The sequence below is a fragment of the Serratia sp. CY56464 genome (assembly GCF_052168435.1).
Lineage (GTDB): Bacteria > Pseudomonadota > Gammaproteobacteria > Enterobacterales > Enterobacteriaceae > Serratia > Serratia marcescens.
This window is the reverse complement of the sequence record NZ_JBJNMV010000001.1, coordinates 241832-261623: the sequence shown is the minus strand read 5'-3', so window position 1 is coordinate 261623 and position 19792 is coordinate 241832. Positions and strand designations below refer to the sequence as shown.

The following is a 19792-nucleotide window of genomic DNA, read 5'->3' as shown; positions in this document are numbered from 1 at the left end:
ACCTCGTTACGGAGGTGATGATTACTCCAGCGCAAAGGCCGTATATTGTGGCGTGGCAAAAATGTTCACAATGAAGGTCGTTGAATGTCCTTGTCCTTGATCGAGTTCTCCTGAAGCAAGCTGCCAAAAGGCAGTCGAAGACTTCCCAATTAATGCATCGACATAAACGATGGATACCGAAGGTTGTCCGCTACCTGAACTGGAACTAACGGGAACCTCTGGCATATAGCCTCCACCGGTTGCATTTTGCCTAACCCCGCCATAACCGTGAGGATAGCCGCGTCCGCTTCTTCTAATTTGAATCTGTCCAAAAACACGAACGGGAATAACATTATTACCGCCAAAACGTAATAACCGACTCTCATTAGTATGATAACCCGTCCAGCTTAACATCGAGCCATCCATGATCGCGCCCTCGATATTTGCGGCGGAAAGTTTTCCCTCAATGGAACAGTTTTCAAGAATTCGACAATTGCCAATCACACCATTTTTAAACTCACCGGTGTCGGCATATATTGCTCCACGGGCGCTAATGTTATTGAATTGTGCCCCACCATCTTTATTTATCGCCCAGCCACGCTGCCCACTTATCCAATTAGAAGACTGGATATGCTGTGCGATCTTTGCGCTATCGATAGTGCCATTGCGAATAAACGCGTCGCTAATAAACACCTGCCCATCCACCACGGCAAACGGCGAATACTGATTGCTGTTGTTGCCGCTCATCAGCACGAACTGATTGGCGTTAAAGCCGACGCGAGTCGTGACAGGCCTGCCGTTTTCCGCCAATACCGCGATCGACATGCCGGCGTTATAGAAGGTGCCGTTCACCCGCACGCCCGCTTTCAGCGTATGGATGGCCGTGGCGCCGTCGGCGTCTACCGTCGCCGTCAGTTTGTCTTCCAGCACCGCCGCCACGTCGTCAATCTGCGCCTGCACTTGGGTTTTCATCTCGGCCAGCCCGCGATCGACCTCCGCGATGGTGGTTTTCACCACCATGATATCGGCGCGCACCGTGCCGTACTGCGCCCACTGGTGATCCACCGTCGCATTGTTTGCCAGCGCATTCTGCAAGATGGCGTCGATGTTGGTGTCGATATCGCCCACCAGCCGCTCGCCGTCTTTCGCGGTCAGAAGATCGTCGCCGATGTTCTCGAGATAATCGCCGGCGTCCGCGTTCGCCTGCCCGGCGCTCCAGCCAGTCCAGTCGCCCTGATTGCCCGTGCGGTCTTGCAGCCGCGCGCGGAACCAGAAGCCCTGTCCCGCCTTCAGCCCGGCCATAGCGTGGGTGTGCAGCGGATACGGGATATCAGCCAGCAGCATCGCGTTATTTCCGGCCGCGTTGTCCGCATACTGAATTTCGGTCTTGAGCGTATCTTCAGCGCCGGTAGGGAACGCCCAGTCGAGCTGGATGCCCCACAGCAAAGGCGATGCCTTGAAGCCGACCGGCATCGGCGGTTTACCCTCTTTGCCCTTGAGGTAGGTTTCCATCGACGTCGCCCAGATAGACGATACGTCACTGGCGTTGATGGCCCGCACCCGCACCCGATAACGACCGGCGTAAATCCCCGGCACTTCAAAGCCGAGCGCCGAGGTGCGCGGCACCGACACCCAGTTGCCGTTATCTTTGCGCCATTCCGCCTCATAGGCGATGGCATTTTCAACCGCGCCCCAGGCGGCGCGCAGGGTGGTAATGGCGATACCCTGACTCACCGAGGAGTAGCTGTCGATGGTGATGTTTTTCGGCGGCGCCTGCACGCCGGGCGGAATGATGGAGATCGGACGATCGTCGATACGCGCGCCTGTATCGATGCGAGCGTACTTGTTCGGATCGTGTTCCGCGGCGTTGACGGTATAGGTGTTATCGCCGTTGTCGGCGATGCCCACCACGCGGTAAAGCTGCACCGCCAGATCGTCCGCATCGATGGACCAGGCCGCTTCCGGCGCCGGCGTCTCGCTGTAAGCGGTGGTGACGGTCACTACGCGATCATTCACCGCCTGCACGGTGCGCGCCTGCGCTTTACCTGAAGGCAGGTTAACGATCAGGCGATCGCCGGCTTTAGCGCCCGGCCTCCTGTCCAACGTCAGTTTACGTCCGTCCACGCCGCTGAGGCGCCCGCCAATCACTCGTCCGGCCAGCATCTGGTCCGCCACGCCGACGATATGCCCCGGCATGGGGATCATACCGTCCAGCCCCACGGAGAAGCTGACCGTACGATCCTTGCTGTTGGTCAACAGCGCCCAGCGGCCGCGGCGGTTCGCTTCGCTCGGCGTGGTGCAGCCGATGGCCGTCAGTTCGGTCTGGTTCACGTCGTAGCGGCGCACCAGATCGCTGTCGAATACCGCCTCTATCGCATCGGCGTAATGGTTGCCCGGATCGGACCAACTGACCATCGCGGTGCTGTAGCGGGTGCGCTCGCTGGCGGACGAGTAGGTAAACTTGCCGTCGATCACGTTGGCGCGGGTGTAGGTGAAGTCCATATCGCGCGGCATGTCCGCCAGGGCGACCATTTGGTTTTGCCCCCAATAGGTCATGCCGCGGAAGATGCCGGCCAAATCGCTCAGCACCGTCCAGGCCTCTTCCCGCGACTGCAGATAAACGTTGCAGGTGAAGCGCGGCTCCATGCCCTCGCCGCCGCGCCCGTCCGGCACCGGCTGATCGCAATACTGCGCGATGCGGTACAGTTCGGACTCGGAGACCTGGGAGGCGTCGATGCGATCGCCCAGGCCGAAACGCTCGGCCAAAATAATGTCGTAAAACACCCACGCCGGGTTGTCGCTGTAGGCCCACTTAAAGCCGCCGCTCCAGATGCCGGTATAGCTGCGCGTTTGCGGATCGTAGTTGTCCGGCACGCGGATCAGGCGGCCGCGCGGTTTGCAGCTGATCTTCGGGATGTTGGGGAACTGCTTTGAGTCGAACTCCACGTAAAGCAGCGCAGTGTTCGGATAGCGCAGCTTGGCGTCAATGATTTCGGTCAGCGCCTCGATGTTCATGCGGTCGGCGATCCGGGCGCTGTTGGCGTTAGGCGTCAACCGGCGCACGCGCAGCTGCCATCCCGTGGTGGCCTTCGGCAAATTGATGCGATGCGAGCGTTCATACAGCGAGGTGGTTTTATCGTCGATCGCCGCCGTTAACACCTCCTGGTAACTGCCGCCGTCGGTCGCCACGTCGATGGCGTACTCGATGCGATAGCCGTTGACGTCGCCGTTGTCCGCCTGCTTTTGCAGCATGGGCCACCCCAGGCGCAGGCGGACGGCGGAAAGTTGCAGGTTAGAGACGGAGCGCACCCACGGCGCGCCGCTTTTCAGTTCGCTGCCGAACGAGATCTCATTTTCAACGGCGGGAATGCCCTGGATATATTCCTGCGCCTGCGAGCCAGGGCGGAACTCCCAGCGGAAACCGGGAAAGTTTTCCGTTCCGTCGCTGCTCAGCACCGGCGTACCGTCAACAAAAATGTTTGTGCCATCCAGCCCGCCGGCAAATTCTCCTTCGCCCAATGCGAACAACATCTTCGCTCTGGCGATCGACTGAATGCTGTCCGGCGATTCTACCGGCGTGTGGCCGCCACCGCCGCCGCCTTTTCGCCCACGGATCATGTTCTGTGCCATATTTCGCCCATAAAAAAAGCCGCTATTGCGGCTGTCTGTTCAAACGGATGTCGTTATTGCTGGTCTTCGGTATAAATGCCTGCGGAGATAATCGCCCCGCCAATTTCACGCGTGCCGTACAGCACGCCGACGGGATTGCCCTGCGCCGTGGTGTTGACCGGCCCGCCAAAGGCATAGCTCGGTTTATTTTCCGGGCCTTGCCGCATGCGCAGCCCGCCCATTTGCGGGGAAAGCATTTGGACGACGCCGCCGAGGGCAAGGGAAGCACCGGCCATCGCCGCCATGCCAGTTCCCCCACCCGCCGTAAATGCCCCCAGAGCCCCCGTCCCTGCGCCCGCAGAAACATACATAGCCACGGCAACCAGCGCCACGCCCAACACGGTCTGGAATAAGCCTGCGCGCTTGCTGCCAATCACGACGGGAACAAGGTGAATATCTTCCGACCCTTTGGTGAACTCCAGCTCATCCTGTCCGACATTGCGTTTACCGACGAAAATAGAAAATGTCAGGCCGCGTTTGTGCGCCTCCAGCATGTAGCGTTCGAAACCAGGTAACAAGTTCTTCATTGCATCAATGGCTTTGGGTACCGTCGTAGCCCGATATTTGAACTCTCTCCCAAAAGCGTTGATCAACGGCCCGTGAAATCTTACCGTTCTGAGTGGAACTTCAATTAACGACATGTATTTTTCCTCATAAAAAAACCCACCAAAGGTGGGTCTAATTGGAAATTTAATTTTTACAAGCATGATTTAATGTCAGAAATAACCTCACCATTTCTATTGGTCAGTTTACCCCAATTACTATTTGCGGCCTCACCTCTATATATTACTTGCTGTTGAGACCCTTTATCTAAAATGTCGATATAACCATTACCATTAATCAAAACCAGTGCAATCCCACTCTCTCGTGTGGGCTTACTTACTGTTTCAATTCGCAATCCATTGAAGGTACGCTTGTCCGATTTTTCTGCAATGCAGACAGCCAAACTATTGGCATCTTTTTGAGACGTAAACTCAGCAGTAACCTTTTTTGTTAGTTCTGGATTTGCGCAACCTGTCAGCATCAGCAACGTGATGGGTAATAGGAGTTTTTTCATCAGTAATCCCTCTGTTATTTTTTTCATCTTAACAGAGAATTACATCATTTTTCTATGCCGCAACACCTTCATCGTTCGCTCCTTCCAATAACCACCATAAGGCACCCGCTGGCTAAGCATGCCGTACATATGGTGCAGCAACAGGCCATCTGCCAGCAGAATGCCGGCGTGGTTGGCCACCGGCGCCGAAACCTGCATGATCGCCATGTCGCCTGGGCGCGGCGGGCCATCGAACTCGCGAAAGCCGCAGGCATGCCAGTTATCCAGATAGCGGTTTTCACCCCGCTCCCACCACGGGTAATCAACGCGGTAATCCTGGAGCGTTATGCCGTGTTCCTGGCGGAAATAGCTCATGACCAGCCCCCAACAGTCGGTATGCCCCAGCACGAACTGGCGACCCACCAGCGGCAGTTCGCCGCGCGGCAAAATGGTGCGCAAATCCCCCTCCGGCCAGCTGGCTATCGCCCAGGGCAACTCCATCGCGTCGCACTGCGCCTTGTCCAGCTCACTCGGCTGCGTGGTGGCGTCCGGGTGGCTGTGCACAATGAGGGTGATGGTGCCCCATTCGGCGGCGGCCACGTAGTCTTCCGGCGCCAGATGAAACTGCTCGGTGGGGTTATCCGCCAGGTTGCGACACGGGAAATAGCGCTCCACGCGGGATTTTTGCGCCACCACGCCGCAGCATTCGCGCGGGTACTCGGCCTTGGCGTGCGCCATAATGGCCGCCGCGGTTTTTTCTTTCATACTCGCCCCCTACTGCCGGATTAACGCCGCGCCCGGGAAGCCGCCAAACGGCAGCGGTTCGTGCTCGCCAAAGCGTTTCTGGCAGTCGCTAAGCAGCCCGCCGCAGCGATCTTGACTCGGGTCCTCCACCGGGTTGCCTTTGTCGTCAAAGTAACGGCTACCGGCGTAATCGCAGCCCTTGCCGGTGCGATAGTCGCCGCGCGAGCACCAGGTGCACAGGCTGTGGATTTGCCGGGTCGGAATGCGCAACCCCCGCAGATCCGCCGGGCTGGAGAGTTCGAACTCCACCGCCTCGTCGCTTTCCGTCGCCTTGCGATCGATGTAGAACACCTGCAGCTTTTCCTGCAGCGGATCGGCCGAAGAGTTTCCCTGCGGGAAATTGCGGGCGTCAAGGTAGTGCACCAGCGTGTCGTGGATCCGCACCTTGGCCTGCGCCATGTCCTCAAACTGCAGGCAGAGCGCGCTGATCAGGCCGTTGATATTGGCGACCGACAGCTTGGGCGCGTTGCCCTGGCTGTCGGCGGAGATCTCCAGCCCTTCGACGCTAAACGGCCACGGGCCGTACTCCAGCCCCTGCCACCAGACCGATTTCGCCGGCAGTTTGCTTTCATCACCGCCCGCAGCGGCCAGCTCTTGCGGCGTAAACGGCAGGGTATCGCAATGAAAGCGCAGAATATCGGCGCCAAACCGGGTGCCGTCCACCTCAATCAGGCGGATGCGGTTGCCCGGCTCCAGCTTTTGCAAATCTGAATTCAGCATCATCTCCCCCGGTTAAACGTGAAAGGCCTCGGTAAACGTGGCCGTCAATGAATAGTTATCCCCGCCCATCGCGACCGGTTTATAGCCCTCGCAGCGGAACAGGCCGGGAACCTGCGTCGGTGGCGTCCATTGAAAGGACTTCACCCCGTGATGGTTTTCCAGAAAGACGATGATCGGCGTGATGTAGTCATACTTGCCGACAAAGGTCAGATCCCAGGAGCGCACGATCGGGTTGATGCCGTCGCCGGAGACCTGCGCATAGCCGTCGCCGAACTGCGCCTTTCTGACGCGAAAGCGCGTATCGCCGGCGGCATTGACGCGCGCCGGAAATTCAAATGTCTGAATGCCCATTACATCCCCTTGATTGCTTTCCAAATCGGCTGGCCCGGCATCAGGTTACGGTTGATCACCTTCTGGCTTTCCTGCGCGGCGATATTGCCCATCCGTTTACCGAACTCTCCCCATCCCGGATCGGCCTGCGAACTGACGTTGCCGCCGTTCTCGATAGTGATGTAGACATTCGGCGTCGCCGCAGACTGCGGGCCGCCGCCGATAGCCCGCACGCCGAGCGAACCGTCCGCGCCGCGTTTGAGCGGCATGATGGCCTCCGGCCCGGCTTCGCCCATCAAGCCGGCGCCTCTGGCGAACGCGAACAACGTGGGATTGCTGACGATCTGGCCGCTGAATGCGCTCAGCGAAGGCGAGGCATATACACCGCCCTTGGCGTTGGGGACATAGCCTTGCCAACCGGTCGGCATGCCCATCGCGCCTGAACCGGCCGCGCCCGCGCCGGCGCTTGCAGCCCCGCCCAGCAAACCGCCGCCGATGTTCATAAAGGTAGAGAGAAAGGTTCTGGTTAACAGCGCCTGCATCGCCAGATCGATCAGTTGCTGAATGATGGACTGCGTCATGGAGGTCATCAAACCGAGCATGCTTTGCTTAAAGTTTTGCGTCCCGGTCAGCAGATCGAACATCATGCCGGAGGTCCGTTCCCGCGTCATGTCCACCAGCCCCAGCGCCATCTTGTGCACGCGGCTCTGCCCGCCGAACAGACTCAGCGCCTGCTGATACTGAGCGTCCGACGATTCTTGCGTCGACGCCTGCATCAGCTGTTCATAGCGCTGTTTATCCAGCAAGCCTTGCTGGTAGTAGGCCTGGTATTGCGCCTGCTGCTGCACCAATTGGTTGTTAAGCCGAGCGACAGGATCCACCTCACCGGCAATGTTCATACGCGGCGCGGCGAGCGCGTCGGTTTCGGCCTTCAGCCGCTGGCGCGTCATTTCTTGCTGCTGCATCCGGCTGGCGGTGTGGTACTCGCGCTCGGTCAACAGCCGCCCGTCATACAACGCCTTCAGCTCCTTGCCAACCTCTTGCTCTTTACGCACCGCCGCCTGCCCTGGCGCGTATTGTTCAGCGAGCTGTTGCCGCTGCCGCTGGTACTTCTCGGCGTTCAGCGCCATCGCACGCTGCACATCGGCCTGCCCGGCACCGGCCGCCTTGGCCGCTGACGCCAGTTTGGCCTGTGCGCTTTGTTCATCCTGGGTGATTTTGTCGAGGCTGCTCAGATGCGCCTGCTCGATTTCCTGACGCAGCTGTTGGTACTGATCAAGAGCCTGCTGTCGCTCACGACCACGATTATCTGTACTTACCATATCCAATGGATAATCGGGGGGTGGGGGGCCCATCAATTGTGCTGGCGCAGTAACGGGCAAAATATTGCCGGCTGGCTGATTAAATTGACGAGCAGCCCCTGTCAAAACAAGAAGGTTAGCTTGGTCAATATTTTGCATACTAGTGCGAGTATTTTGAATCCCGATGTCAATTGACTCGAGAGCCGCTTCTGCACGCACCCGCGTAGCTTGCATCTGCTTTTCAACACCAAATATGTCGCCCAGCCAACCAGGGTTACTCTGGATTCGTTCTATTCTCTCGTTTGCGTAATTCAACAAATTCTGCTGCTTATCTCGCTCACTAAGCTGTTCTTCGAGCTGCTCACTGAGATCTAATTTTCTCAGGGCAAGTTGCTTACTAGACAGTTTGATAAGCTCTGACGTAGTTAGAATCGCAGCATCTTTCAGACTTACCGCAGCCTCTTTGGCTTGCATTGTTTGCTCATAAAAGTATGCCATCCCCAATCCCGCCTGGATGGCGACACCGATCGGGCCGCCAAGCACACCCAGCGCGACATTGGCGACACGAGACGCCGCGCCGACGCCCGATGTCGCCTGAGCCGCCCCGCGCGCCGCCGCCGCCTGATCGCGCCAGGCCGCCGCGCTGTCATTCAGGCCACCGGCCAGTTTCAGCATCTCCTCCGCCCGGCTGCCACCTTCGCCGGAAGCGCTGCTCGCCTGGCGAGCCGCGTCGTCCAACTGTTTCATCTGCGCCGTCGCGGCGACGGTGATGGACGCGAGTTCGGTGAGCGCCTGCCCATACTGGCGCGAGGTGGCTGCGAGGCCCTGCAGCGACAGCTCAACGCCGGCCAGCCCCGCCAGTTTCCCCGCCAGGCCGCCAAGCGTGCCACCGATGCGTTGATACGACTCGTCGGTCTTCTTCGCGTCCTGCTGAGCCTGGCGGTTAAATTTGGCGGATTGTTCCCCGGCGGTACGGTAAGCCGCCGTCAGTTTGTTTTTAAAGTTGGTGTCATTCAGTTGCAACCCGACGACCAACTGTGCGGTATCAGCCATTTCCCAGCACTCGCATAACGTCAGCACACTGCATATCAATACTGCTTTGCGCGGGCTGACCGGATTGATGAACGGGGGCACTCTCCGCCGCATCGGCCGTCATGCCTTGCAGTTTGAAGTATGCCCGCCAGTGATTCAGGATGTGCGCCGGCATCGCGGCGATCTTGCGAGGATCCGACTCACCCCAGCGATCGGCCAGTTGGAACACCAACATCAGCCAGGGCGAGTCAGTCAGTTTTTTTCCGCTTCCTCCAGGCTGCCGACCGCATGGCGCTTGACGGCGCCGATGGCTTCGACCAGCGTCGGGTTGTCGTGCGCCGCCAGCAGATCGTCTACGCTCGGCAAGGCGCCGGCCGGGATGCGTTTGCCGTCCGGCGTCATCAGGCAAGACAGCAGAAGCTGCACGTTGAGCTGCGCGGCTTTGTTCATGTCACCGCTGTCGATGGCGGCCTTCATGCCGTCTTCGTTTTCCTGCAGTTCCGCGGCTTTCAGGCGACGGATAAAGGCTTTGGCGCCAAAGATCTGCGTTTCAATCACGTGATCGTCGGATTTCAGCAGCGCCGCTTTCAGCGCTTTCAGATCGTATTTCTCACTCATCGGTTTTTCCTTGTTCAATTCGGTTTACTCTGTAATAAGCAGGTTGCCGCAGGCCACATGGCCCGCGGCGGAAGCGTTCGCCTTCAGGCGTTAACCCGCGGCAAACCGCCAATGGGTCACACTTTCGGGGTGACCGAGCCCCAGGTGTTACTGTTTTGCTTGCCCTGGACGGTAATCTGAATGACTTCGCTCGCCGGGGCGGTGATCTCATTCATTTTCCAGCCGGACAGCGACAGGATGGAGGTGGAGGTGCGGCCATTTGGCAGCTCGACGTAGAACTGCACCGTTTCGCGCTTGTCCGCCGCATTCAGCAGCGCCGCGAAATCGGCGTTGGACGGATCGTCGATGAAACCGATGGACTTCTCCGCGCCCTCCGGCAGGTCGGAAATAAACTGCTTGGCGGTATCCAGCAGCGTGGTGCAATCGACAAAACCGCCGGTTTGCCCCATTTCACCTACCGCTTTACAGTTGGTCAGCGCCTTCATGGCCGTCGGTGCAGCCCCAACGGTGCCCCATTTGACGATAGTGCCGGCAGGCAGCATGGCGTATTCTGGCGAGGTTTTATCAGCCATAGTTTTTCTCTCTCTTTTTTGATGAAGGATGGTAGCGGTCGCTACCGGTTTTCGATGCCATAGCGGACGTTAGCCGCCAGGATGCGTAACACTTGGTGCTTATGGTGATCCAGCGCAGGGCGAATAAACGGGGCGGCGGCTTGCGTTGCCGTGCCGTACTCCTGCGCCAGAGCTCTGTGGTAATGCTGTTTACTGGGGCCGACACGCAACGTCACCGCGTTCCATCCGGTAACGGCCGGGCGTATCGCGATGCCGGCGCTCAGCGAGGGTTCGCTGTTTGACGCCCCCCGCTCGGCACACTGCCGCATCGTGCTAAGTAGCGGCGCCAGCGCGGCGTGGCCGGCCTCCGGCAGAATGTGACTGGCGACCTCGCGCCGAATCGCTTCCAAGCGGCGAGTCAATTCCGCCATGCCGGTAACGTTTATGGCGATCACGCCGCCACCTCGGAATGGGTGATGAGGTAATCACGGGCCATCCGATACTGGACGCGGTTATCCGCCAGGGGCGTGGCGCTCTGCAAAAGGGTGCTGCGCGTGACCGCTTGTACCGGCCATTCGCCGATATGACCATGTCGAACCCCTTCCCAGGCGTTCAAAACCGCTTTATCCAGAGCGATCAGCCGGGAGTAATCGTCGATTACGTACAACACGACCTGAAAACGGCTCTGCACCAGCGAGCTGTCAACCAGACCGGTGTTCACTTTCAGATCGCTGATCTTCTGATAGGTCACGCCTTCTTGCTGCGGATCCGGCAAGATCAGCGGATGAACCGCCAGATGGGTTAGCGCGGCCAGCGAGCGTTGGATTTCATCTTCAATCATTTGGGCAAGGTCTCCGTCGTTTTGAGGGGGAATTGTTTTACAGACGCATTCAGGCATCAGGTAAGGAACAGCGCGCGTTCCGCCGCGCGCCGGGCAACCAGCCCATCGAGCCGCACACCGCCCGCATTCACCCATCGGCCGAACTGGTCGGCCGCCCCCTGCCGATCGCCGGCGTTCAGCCGGCGCAGCAGCGTCGAGTTCTCCAGCGCGCGCAGGCCCAGGTTATAGGCGAAGCTCACCAGAGCATCGAACTGCCCCTGCGTGATCGTCACCGCCACCAGCCGTTCGACGCCCCGTTCGAATTGGGCGACACCGCACACCAGCAAACGCTCGGCCGTTGCGACATCGATCGCCATGCCGGCCCCAACTTTTCGTCCCGCTACCGGTTGAGTCCACCCGTAGCCGATGGTCCAAACGCCGACCGAGTCCTGATAAGCCTGCAAACGCAGGCCTTCGAAACGCTTAATCAGCGCCATGCCATCATCACTTATCTTCATTGGTTTCCTCCTGACGCTTTATTGAGAAATCGGCGTTCCAATGCCTTGATCAGCGATGCTCCCGACCACCCCGCCATGCCGCATACGCCGCCCATCACCTCCGAAGGCCAGTCGTAATGCAGCGCAATCATCACCATGGTCAAACCGGCGAAAATAGAGACGAACAACTGCAAAAACAGCGTCCTCCAGCTAAAGGTTTCGCCGTTCAAAACCTTGAAGGAATAGCTGGCGATCGCCCCCAGCAGCGTCATGCCGAAAGCAAGCAGCATTGAAAGGATGTTTGGTTCATTTTTCCAAGGCATAATCATCACCCTCCCCTTACCGGGGCATAGCCCGATCGTCGGGAGTCATGGAAAAGAGCGGCTAAATGCGGCGCCCCTCTCCGTCATTCCTGTTCCATTTAAATAAGCGGCCATTTACGCTGTCGAAAATGGCTTATCCGTTCTGCTCAACCTGAGAAGAGAAATAAGGATTGCGCCGTTTTATAAATGAGAAGGATTAGCCTCCCGCCGTGATCATTCAACGACAGTCATTATTCAGTGAGTGATTGACCGTTTTGACAAGGAGGCTAAAAATGAAAAACCCCGCCGGAGCGAGATTTGGCTATCGTGCAGCGGTGCCGGCAACGACTCAGTTTTATCAGGTTACGCGCTTATTTGCGTACGCGTGAGTCTTTTATTATAAAAAAACAAAACCCCGCCGGAGCGAGGTTTGGCTATCGTGCGGCGGCGCCGGCAACGACTCAGTTTTATCAGATTACGCGTTTATTTGCGTACGCGTGAGTCTTTTATTATAAAAAAACAAAACCCCGCTGGAGCGAGGTTTAGTTATCGTGCAGCGGCGCCGGCAACGACTCAGTTTTATCAGATTACGCGTTTATTTGCGTACGCGTGAGTCTTTTATTATAAAAAAACAAAACCCCGCCGGAGCGAGGTTTAGTTATCGTGCGGCGGTGCCGGCAACGACTCAGTTTTATCAGATTACGCGTTTATTTGCGTACGCGTGAGTCTTTTTTTAAATTATTGCAACGCGCATACGCCATTATTATTCCTGATGTCACAGTGAAACGAGAAATAAACCCTCATCAACTTCAACGGCAGCAGTTTCAGCGATCCATAGTCAACTTTATATCCAACATCGCCAGGCATCCCCCGATGAACCCTTCCGCCGTTTGCATCTCTTTACGTATCGTACCGTCTGAACATTTCCTTTTCAGGGCGATCTTACGCAGAGATATGCCATAAACATGGTGGGCAATGATGAGATCGAACTCTTCGGGTTTGTATTTCTTCAATCTGCCCACGCAACCGTCGATCACCAGGCCATCATCATCGCAACAGGAACGCTCGCCTTTCGATTTATAGGACAACAGCCCTCTGAACCCGGCAGCAATGGGGGAATAATCGATGCCGCTATTATCCCTGGCCCATACGCCCCACCGCTCCAACACTTCATTCATATCTCTCATGCTTCCACCTCCTTTGGGCGTTTGCCACATCGCCAGGGCTCCATGTCGTTGACCGACGTCGGTCGAGCCGCTCTTCTGCTCGGCGTGCGCCAACACGCAACAACCGCTCCGCCCGGCGTGCTCGCCGAGGGCATTACACCAAATACTGTATAAATAACCAGTATCAAGTATACCCAGAGGTATCTTTTTTTCAATAGCGAAAATCCATTTACCTGCAGGTAAATTTAGGTACGATGGCCTCATGAAAAACGAGCAAAAAATGCACCTCCAGGAGATGCGGCGAGAGCGCCTGATCATCCTGATCGATAACCTCGGCGTCGGGGGGCAAAAGCGCCTTGCGGAGGCGCTCGGTATTGCCGCTGACTATGTCTCTCGCCTGCTCTACCCGCCGGGCAAGAAAGGCAAAAAGGGCATCAGTGGCGACATGGCGCGAAGGATTGAACAGTACTTCGCCGTGCAAATCGGCTGGCTGGATGGCCTGGAGCAAATCGGGCTACGCCCCGTCAGGCAGAAGACTTCGCAGGCCTTGGGTAAAACGCTGCCGCTGCTGACGTGGACATTGCCGTTGTCTCATGAACAGCTGCGCAAAGGAACGACCGTCCACTACCCGGCGATGGTGCAATGCAGCGCTCAGGCCTACTGGTTGCCGGTGCGGGATAACACGATGAACGGCTCTGCCGGCGCCAATTACCCAAAGGGCGCCTTGATACTTGTCGAACCCGTTACTGCCGGCATAACCGAGCTCGTGTCCGGCGATAAGGTGATAGCGAAACGCTGTGACAGCGCGGAGCTCATCTTTAGAAGGTATGTCGAGGAAGCCGGGCATCGATGGCTTAAGGGAAGCATGCCGGGTTGCCCGGCGCAGAATGCCGATGAGTACGCGATTATCGGGGTGGTGCTTGGCGCCTGGCTGCCCTAGTCCCTGCGCGCCGCGTTGAGAACCGCGTAAAGCAAAAAACCGCCAACCTTGCGGTTGGCGGTTTTTTGGCACTCATGGTGCCGGCTACCGGAATCGAACTGGTGACCTACTGATTACAAGTCAGTTGCTCTACCTACTGAGCTAAGCCGGCTGAATTTGGCGGAAGGACAGAGATTCGAACTCTGGGAGCTGTTACACTCGACGGTTTTCAAGACCGTTGCCTTAAACCACTCGGCCATCCTTCCAATGGGCGCTGATATTAGCGATACCGTTATGAAATGTCTATCATTTTGATGCAAAAAAATGGCATGGACGGTGCGGTTGCCTAAACTTCAAGCCTTAAACGCTTAAAAAATGAAAAGCCCCGCGAAAGCGAGGCTTTTATGTTCGGCTTAAACGCGTTTACTTCGGCTGCGAATCGTAGTCGGAACAGGTTTGATAGCCCTTGTTCATGACATGGCCCGTGTCGTTGTAGCTGACAAAGTACGTTTGCACTTTGCCATCGCGCGGCGCGACCGCATAGGTATCGCAAGTGCCTTGCGCATGAATCAGCGTGGCGGACGTCGACGGCGGACCGGCAATCGCCCGCACCTGCTGCTTGGTCATCCCTACTTTGACATCGCTGACCACCGGCTCATTGACATAACTGGTTGCACGGTCATAGGCGGTGCAGCCGGCAAGAATGGAAAATACCGCCGCAGTACCGACGGCCAAAACCAACTTCTTCGTCATAGCTTGTCCTCTTGGAGTACGTTTGTTGTCCCCTAAGTCTAGAAGCGGAAAGGCTTTTCTACAAATTCCCGTTTGTCGATCGGTGCGCTTTTTCTCGCGATCGGCCGGCGCGGGCACGACATCGGATTCAAAAGCCGAAATCGCTCAGCGACGGGACATCGTCCGGGCGCCGACCGAGTGGCCAATGAAAACGCCGATCCTGTTCGCGAATCGGCATGTCGTTGATGCAGGCATGGCGGTTAATCATCAGCCCCTCCTGATTGAACTCCCAGTTTTCATTGCCGAAGCTGCGATACCAGTTGCCGGAATCGTCGCGCCACTCATAGGCGAAACGCACCGCGATGCGCGCGCCGTCAAACGCCCACAGTTCCTTAATCAGCCGATACTCCAGCTCTTTCGCCCACTTGCGTTGCAAAAATGTGACCACCGCCGCGCGGCCGTCGACAAATTCCGCGCGGTTACGCCAGTGGGTATCGAGGGAATACACCTGCGACACCCGCTCAGGATCGCGGCTGTTCCAGGCATCCTCCGCCAGCCGCACCTTCTCGATAGCGGATTCGCGGGTAAAAGGCGGCAATGGGGGTTTAATGCTCATGCTTATCTCCTGAGTGAAGGCATGTAGACAACTCTGTCTACATTATTACGCTAGCGCATGTAGACAGAGTTGTCTACAATCACTCGAAAATAGCTTGGAGAAAATGATGACCGTCGATCGCAATACCTTACCCGCCCGCCAGCGCATCCTGCTGACGGCTCACGATCTGTTTTATCAGGAAGGGATCCGCGCCACCGGCATCGATCGCATCATCAAAGAATCAGGCGTCACTAAGGTGACGTTTTACCGCCACTTTCCCAGCAAGAACGATTTGATTACGGCGTTTTTGGCCTATCGCCACCAGCAGTGGCTCACCTGGTTCAGCACAGCGCTGGATCGCCATGTGGCACAAACCGGTGGGTTGCTGCCGGCGCTGGCGCCCTGCCTGGCGGAATGGTTCGACGATCCGCGCTTTCGCGGCTGCGCGTTTATCAATACGGCGGTGGAAATCGCCGACCTGCTGCCGGAAAGCCTGCAAATCGCCGGCCGGCATAAGCGGCAAATGGCGGATGAACTGGCGCGTCACCTGCCCGCCGGCCCACAGCGGGAACAGCGGGCGGCAATGCTGGCGATGCTGATCGACGGCGCCATCGTCAGAGTGCAGATAGAGCGGCAACCGCAGGCCGCGCTGCAGGTGCTGAATGCCGCGTTGGACATGTTGGCGCAAGGCGGGTTCGATCAGTAATTGGCCCAAATGCCCGGCGTCACCAGTTCCAACAGGTGGGCGTCGGGATCGCGAAAATAAATGCTCTCCCCGCCGTGTTCCCAGCGCATCCGCCCCTCAATCTCCACGCCGTTGTCCACCAGATGCCGTTCCCAATGCGGCAGTTGCTCTTTCGTCACCGCCAGCCCGATATGCGCCGGCCCCACGCCATCGTGCGCAGGAATAAACCCGGTCGGATAGTGCGCCCCGCGCAGCGAATCACCTTCGATAAACAGCAACAGTACGCTCCGATCGCCGACGTTGTAGGCGCGAAACCGTTCGTTGGCGGCCATCGTCGGCAGCTTCAGCACCTCCCGGTAAAAAGCGTCCGCGCGTTCAATATCGCTGACGTACAGCACCGTTTCGATCACCTTGTCGATCTTGAGTTCCATATCACCTCCGCTCTGTTTTCCGTTCTGACAGCGTAGGTCGAACAGAGACGCTCCGAAGCGCTTCCCGAGCCGACAACGGATCAATCCGTGCTTTTTACCAGCAAAAAAAACGCGGCCCAAAGGCCGCGCTGTGTCATTCACACGCTGGTGCTTAGAACTGGTAAACCAGGCCCACGGCAACCACGTTGTCGGTGTTGATGCCGGCAGCGTCGGTGAAATCGTTGTTGTCCACCAGGTTGATTTTGTAATCAACATAGGTGGACATGTTTTTGTTGAAGAAGTAGGTCGCACCCAGGTCGACGAATTTGACCAGATCTTGATCGCCGTAGTCCTTGCCGTTACCGGCGCGGCCCAGGTCTTTACCTTTGGTCTGGTTATAGCCGACGAACGGACGCAGACCGAAGTCGAACTGGTAGTGCGCATAGGCTTCGAAGCTCTGCGCCTTGTTGGCGTAGCCGTAAACGCTGCTGTCGGAGCTACCGAAACGCGCCGCGTTGTAGGACTGGGTGAACATCACCGCCAGGTAGACGTCGTTGGCGTCATATTTCAGACCGCCGGAGTAGCCTTCGGCCTTGTCGCCGCGGCCCATAATATTGCGGTACGCGCCGGCGCCGTTCTGCTCGCTGGTGCGGCGAGAGTTAAAGAAGGCGCCCGCCGCGCTGATGCCGTAGCCCATGTCATAGCTCATGGACATGCCGTAGCCTTCGCCGTTTTGGCCCAGAACGTCACGACCGTTGTTGGTCTCTTCGCCGTTGCCGTTTTTACCCTGGTACTGCAGGGCGAAGTTCAGGCCGTCAACCAGACCGAAGAAGTCGTTGTTACGGTAGGTCGCCAGGCCGCTGGAACGCTGGAACATGAACTGGTCGGCGCCGTAGGTCATACCGTCGAACTCAGGCTGCAAGTCGGTATACGCCGCGACGTCGTACAGCACGCCGGTGTTACGGCCGTAGTCGAAGGAGCCGTAGTCGCCGAATTTCAGACCGGCGAAGCCGTAACGGGTGAAGTTCTTGTTGTCCTGGCTTTCAGCGTGATTCAGGTTCGCCTGATATTCCCACTGGCCGTAACCGGTCAGTTGATCGCTGATTTGCGTTTCGCCGCGCAGGCCAAAACGCATATAAGACTGATCGCCGTCCACGCCGTTGTCGCTGGAGAAATAGTGAAGACCGTCGACTTTACCGTACAAATCCAGTTTATTACCGTCTTTGTTGTAGATTTCCGCCGCGCCTGCTGTGCCTGCGACCAGCAGTGCGGGTACCATCAGAGAGAGTACTCGAAGTTTCATCGTTATTATCCTCGTTAATTATGTCGAGCTACGGCCACTGCCCTTTTCGAGCATTATTAGCACGACTGTGCATTACCATTCTGGTAACAAGGGTTATATTAATCCAGAAAGAAAATGATACCAAGTATCCGATAGTGTTTCATTGTAATTAATAAAGGTTTCAAAATGTAAATACGCGCGAACTTTCACAAAACATTACAGACAAACAAAATAAAGCACTTAAAGACAAAGAATAGATTAATTGATAAAAAATCATGTAGTTATACATATCTTTAAGAAAAAAAAGCCAACCATACAATTGAGCCAGACAATAAGCACATTGTGCCAAAACGCAGCCCACACGCAGCCGCTATAATCACCTCGCTATCATCATTATTTTCATTATTACCTTCATTATCCGAAGATAATTTCTGCATTCCTTTAACCGGCTTCTGGCCGGTTTTTTATTTTCCTCCATACTCTCCTCACAATTTCAGCCCGTACAAATAGCACGCAAATAAATAACCCAATGATATAGTTTCATTAATTCACTTTCGCACTAATTGCTAATCTTTTTCCTTATTTTAGTCTACAAATTGAACTTGCTTTTCATTTCGTGCTTTATCGCATCAATTATTTCCCGCCGCAGGCATCATTAGCCGCCGAGTTTCAGTTCTGGTAATCTGAAAAAAGCGCACCTTCAGCGAGTAAAATTCATGATGCCCTTTCAACCCGACGTGCTGTGGCGGCGGCTGCAAAGTTCCCCCTTCCGCGCTCGCTTCCGTTTAAATGCCAAAGACCAGACTTATCTCGATGGCAAGGGATTGCCGCTGATCCTCAGCCATGCCCGCGATTTTATCGACCGCCGCCTGGTCGCCGCCCATCCTAAAAACGACGGCAAGCAAACCCCGATGCGTGGCCACCCGGTGTTCGTCGCCCAGCATGCCACTGCCACCTGCTGCCGCGGCTGTCTGGAAAAGTGGCACGGCATAGCGCAAGGCGTCGCGCTGGACGAGCAGCAAAAGGACTATATTGTCCAGGTTATCGCGCTGTGGCTGGTGCGCAGAGGCGGCGCCGGGGATGTGTCGGGCACGAATATTTTCGACCCGGATCGCGGATTGTGATAAAAACTGTCAGTAACTTTCACCATTCTTTTGACCCAAGATCCTGACGCTTACATGACAGCCACCTTGTGCAATGAACAGCAAACGCCCGGCGTTCCTCAACAGATCGCCACCCGTCTGGCCTTTTTCGTCGCCGGTCTCGGCATGGCCGCCTGGGCGCCGCTGGTCCCCTTCGCCAAAGCGCGCATTGGTATCGATGATGGCTCGCTCGGCCTGTTGCTGCTCTGTATCGGCGCCGGCTCCATGCTGGCGATGCCGCTGACCGGTTTCCTGACCGGCAAACTGGGTTGCCGTGCGGTGATCCTGATGGCCGGGCTCGGGTTGTGCATCGATCTGCCGCTATTGGCGCTAATGGATTCCCTCGGCGGCATGGCCGCGGCGCTGCTGCTGTTCGGTGCGGCGATCGGCATGATCGACGTAGCGATGAACGTGCAGGCGGTGATCGTCGAACGCGCCAGCGGCAAGGCGATGATGTCCGGTTTTCACGGTTTCTTCAGCATCGGCGGCATTGCCGGCGCCGGCGGCGTCAGCGCGCTGCTGTGGCTGGGGCTGACGCCGCTGCAATCCACCCTGCTCACCGTGCTGGCGGTGATCGCGCTGCTGACGCTGGCCAGCCGCCATCTGCTGCGTGAGAGCGGCGCCGATGACGGCGGGCCGATGTTCGTCTTGCCGCGCGGCTGGGTGATGTTCATCGGCATTCTGTGCTTTATCATGTTTCTGGCGGAAGGATCGATGCTCGACTGGAGCGCGCTGTTTCTCACCACATTGCGCGGCGTCGAACACAGTCAGGCCGGTCTGGGCTATGCGCTGTTTTCCATCACCATGACGCTCGGCCGGCTCAATGGCGATCGGGTGGTGAACTCGCTGGGCCGCTACCGGGTGCTGCTGCTGGGCAGCCTGTGCGCCGCTCTCGGCCTGAGCCTGGCCATCACCTTCAATCACGCGACCGTTTCGCTGGTCGGTTTCATGCTGGTCGGGCTGGGCGCCTCGAACGTCGTACCGATCCTGTTCAGCGCCGCAGGCAACCAGCGCGACATGCCGGCCAATTTGGCGATCGCCTCCGTCACTACCGTCGGCTATGCCGGTATTCTGGCCGGCCCGGCGTTGATCGGCTTCATCGCTCAGTTTTCCAGCCTGACGGCGGCCTTCGCTTGCGTAGCCGTTCTGCTGTTGGCGGTGGCCGCCAGCGCCAGGGCCGTCACTCGCTGATTCAGGAATGC

23 protein-coding genes and 2 tRNA genes are annotated in these 19792 nt (G+C 57.3%); 4 read left to right on the top strand and 21 right to left on the bottom strand.

Features of this window, described 5'->3' with window-relative positions:
- Window positions 1-21: 21 nt before the first annotated feature.
- From gpJ to ACJ8KE_RS01230, 15 genes are all read right to left on the bottom strand, one after another.
- Entirely contained in the window at window positions 22-3609 is a 3588-nt protein-coding gene (gpJ, locus tag ACJ8KE_RS01300) for a TipJ family phage tail tip protein (RefSeq protein ID WP_306376880.1), read from the bottom strand.
- 53 nt (window positions 3610-3662) lie between these two features.
- Window positions 3663-4289: a tail assembly protein gene (locus ACJ8KE_RS01295; RefSeq protein ID WP_016926952.1), complete on the bottom strand. Its 627-nt coding sequence runs from the start codon at window positions 4287-4289 to the stop codon at window positions 3663-3665.
- A gap of 56 nt (window positions 4290-4345) precedes the next feature.
- Entirely contained in the window at window positions 4346-4705 is a 360-nt protein-coding gene (locus ACJ8KE_RS01290; RefSeq protein WP_141398613.1) for a hypothetical protein, read from the bottom strand.
- Window positions 4706-4744: 39 nt separating this feature from the next.
- The gene (locus tag ACJ8KE_RS01285) at window positions 4745-5449 is read right to left on the bottom strand and encodes a C40 family peptidase (RefSeq protein ID WP_097101633.1); all 705 of its coding nucleotides are present in this window, start codon (window positions 5447-5449) and stop codon (window positions 4745-4747) included.
- 9 nt (window positions 5450-5458) lie between these two features.
- Window positions 5459-6211 carry a phage minor tail protein L gene (locus ACJ8KE_RS01280; protein ID WP_176519317.1) on the bottom strand — a complete coding sequence of 251 codons (753 nt, stop codon included), beginning with the start codon at window positions 6209-6211 and terminating at the stop codon, window positions 5459-5461.
- 9 nt (window positions 6212-6220) lie between these two features.
- Complete coding sequence (locus tag ACJ8KE_RS01275; protein ID WP_048796968.1) at window positions 6221-6559, bottom strand: phage tail protein; 339 nt, start codon at window positions 6557-6559, stop codon at window positions 6221-6223.
- Window positions 6559-8892, bottom strand: a complete 2334-nt coding sequence (locus tag ACJ8KE_RS01270) for a phage tail tape measure protein (protein WP_442517060.1) — start codon at window positions 8890-8892, stop codon at window positions 6559-6561. Before ACJ8KE_RS01270 ends, ACJ8KE_RS01275 begins: the two co-directional genes overlap by 1 nt.
- Complete coding sequence (locus ACJ8KE_RS01265) at window positions 8885-9106, bottom strand: hypothetical protein (RefSeq protein WP_004935830.1); 222 nt, start codon at window positions 9104-9106, stop codon at window positions 8885-8887. The genes ACJ8KE_RS01270 and ACJ8KE_RS01265 overlap by 8 nt, the downstream gene beginning before the upstream one ends.
- Before the next feature lie 17 nt (window positions 9107-9123).
- Entirely contained in the window at window positions 9124-9489 is a 366-nt protein-coding gene (locus ACJ8KE_RS01260; RefSeq protein WP_016926947.1) for a phage tail protein, read from the bottom strand.
- A gap of 116 nt (window positions 9490-9605) precedes the next feature.
- Window positions 9606-10061 (bottom strand): major tail shaft subunit, encoded by a 456-nt coding sequence (locus ACJ8KE_RS01255; protein ID WP_016926946.1) that lies wholly within the window; start codon window positions 10059-10061, stop codon window positions 9606-9608.
- Window positions 10062-10102: 41 nt separating this feature from the next.
- On the bottom strand, window positions 10103-10495 hold the full coding sequence (locus tag ACJ8KE_RS01250) for an HK97-gp10 family putative phage morphogenesis protein (RefSeq protein WP_016926945.1): 393 nt from the start codon (window positions 10493-10495) through the stop codon (window positions 10103-10105).
- On the bottom strand, window positions 10492-10881 hold the full coding sequence (locus ACJ8KE_RS01245; RefSeq protein WP_016926944.1) for a hypothetical protein: 390 nt from the start codon (window positions 10879-10881) through the stop codon (window positions 10492-10494). The genes ACJ8KE_RS01250 and ACJ8KE_RS01245 overlap by 4 nt, the downstream gene beginning before the upstream one ends.
- 56 nt (window positions 10882-10937) lie before the next feature.
- Window positions 10938-11378 carry a lysozyme gene (locus ACJ8KE_RS01240; RefSeq protein WP_016926943.1) on the bottom strand — a complete coding sequence of 147 codons (441 nt, stop codon included), beginning with the start codon at window positions 11376-11378 and terminating at the stop codon, window positions 10938-10940.
- Window positions 11375-11686, bottom strand: a complete 312-nt coding sequence (locus tag ACJ8KE_RS01235; RefSeq protein WP_028127738.1) for a phage holin family protein — start codon at window positions 11684-11686, stop codon at window positions 11375-11377. The genes ACJ8KE_RS01240 and ACJ8KE_RS01235 overlap by 4 nt, the downstream gene beginning before the upstream one ends.
- A 797-nt stretch (window positions 11687-12483) precedes the next feature.
- On the bottom strand, window positions 12484-12846 hold the full coding sequence (locus ACJ8KE_RS01230) for an antiterminator Q family protein (RefSeq protein WP_016926941.1): 363 nt from the start codon (window positions 12844-12846) through the stop codon (window positions 12484-12486).
- Between the two features lie 241 nt (window positions 12847-13087).
- Between ACJ8KE_RS01230 and ACJ8KE_RS01225 the strand changes: the two genes are divergently transcribed.
- Window positions 13088-13765: a S24 family peptidase gene (locus ACJ8KE_RS01225; protein ID WP_016926940.1), complete on the top strand. Its 678-nt coding sequence runs from the start codon at window positions 13088-13090 to the stop codon at window positions 13763-13765.
- 75 nt (window positions 13766-13840) lie between these two features.
- Here ACJ8KE_RS01225 and ACJ8KE_RS01220 read toward each other — a convergent pair.
- The 4 genes from ACJ8KE_RS01220 to ACJ8KE_RS01205 all read right to left on the bottom strand — a co-directional run bounded on the left by ACJ8KE_RS01220 (window position 13841) and on the right by ACJ8KE_RS01205 (window position 15092).
- Window positions 13841-13916: transfer RNA gene (locus ACJ8KE_RS01220), tRNA-Thr, on the bottom strand.
- Window positions 13917-13922: 6 nt separating this feature from the next.
- A tRNA-Ser gene (locus ACJ8KE_RS01215) sits at window positions 13923-14010 on the bottom strand.
- A 157-nt stretch (window positions 14011-14167) separates the two neighbouring features.
- The gene (gene osmE, locus ACJ8KE_RS01210; protein ID WP_004935874.1) at window positions 14168-14497 is read right to left on the bottom strand and encodes an osmotically-inducible lipoprotein OsmE; all 330 of its coding nucleotides are present in this window, start codon (window positions 14495-14497) and stop codon (window positions 14168-14170) included.
- Window positions 14498-14624: 127 nt separating this feature from the next.
- On the bottom strand, window positions 14625-15092 hold the full coding sequence (locus ACJ8KE_RS01205) for a nuclear transport factor 2 family protein (RefSeq protein WP_097101629.1): 468 nt from the start codon (window positions 15090-15092) through the stop codon (window positions 14625-14627).
- 106 nt (window positions 15093-15198) lie between these two features.
- Here ACJ8KE_RS01205 and ACJ8KE_RS01200 point away from each other — a divergent pair, with 106 nt between their 5' ends.
- The gene (locus ACJ8KE_RS01200) at window positions 15199-15777 is read left to right on the top strand and encodes a TetR/AcrR family transcriptional regulator (RefSeq protein WP_097101627.1); all 579 of its coding nucleotides are present in this window, start codon (window positions 15199-15201) and stop codon (window positions 15775-15777) included.
- Here ACJ8KE_RS01200 and ACJ8KE_RS01195 read toward each other — a convergent pair.
- Both ACJ8KE_RS01195 and ompC read right to left on the bottom strand, forming a co-directional pair.
- Window positions 15771-16187, bottom strand: coding sequence for a VOC family protein (locus ACJ8KE_RS01195; protein ID WP_079450283.1), 417 nt, complete (start codon window positions 16185-16187; stop codon window positions 15771-15773). The two genes, ACJ8KE_RS01200 and ACJ8KE_RS01195, sit on opposite strands and share 7 nt — an antisense overlap.
- A gap of 151 nt (window positions 16188-16338) precedes the next feature.
- Window positions 16339-17469 carry a porin OmpC gene (ompC, locus tag ACJ8KE_RS01190; RefSeq protein WP_028127739.1) on the bottom strand — a complete coding sequence of 377 codons (1131 nt, stop codon included), beginning with the start codon at window positions 17467-17469 and terminating at the stop codon, window positions 16339-16341.
- A 695-nt stretch (window positions 17470-18164) separates the two neighbouring features.
- Here ompC and ACJ8KE_RS01185 point away from each other — a divergent pair.
- Window positions 18165-18572 carry a DUF4186 domain-containing protein gene (locus tag ACJ8KE_RS01185; RefSeq protein ID WP_421086014.1) on the top strand — a complete coding sequence of 136 codons (408 nt, stop codon included), beginning with the start codon at window positions 18165-18167 and terminating at the stop codon, window positions 18570-18572.
- Window positions 18573-18626: 54 nt separating this feature from the next.
- A complete protein-coding gene (locus ACJ8KE_RS01180; protein WP_016926934.1) occupies window positions 18627-19781 on the top strand; it encodes an MFS transporter in 1155 nt (384 codons plus the stop codon).
- The last annotated feature ends 11 nt before the right edge of the window (window positions 19782-19792 follow it).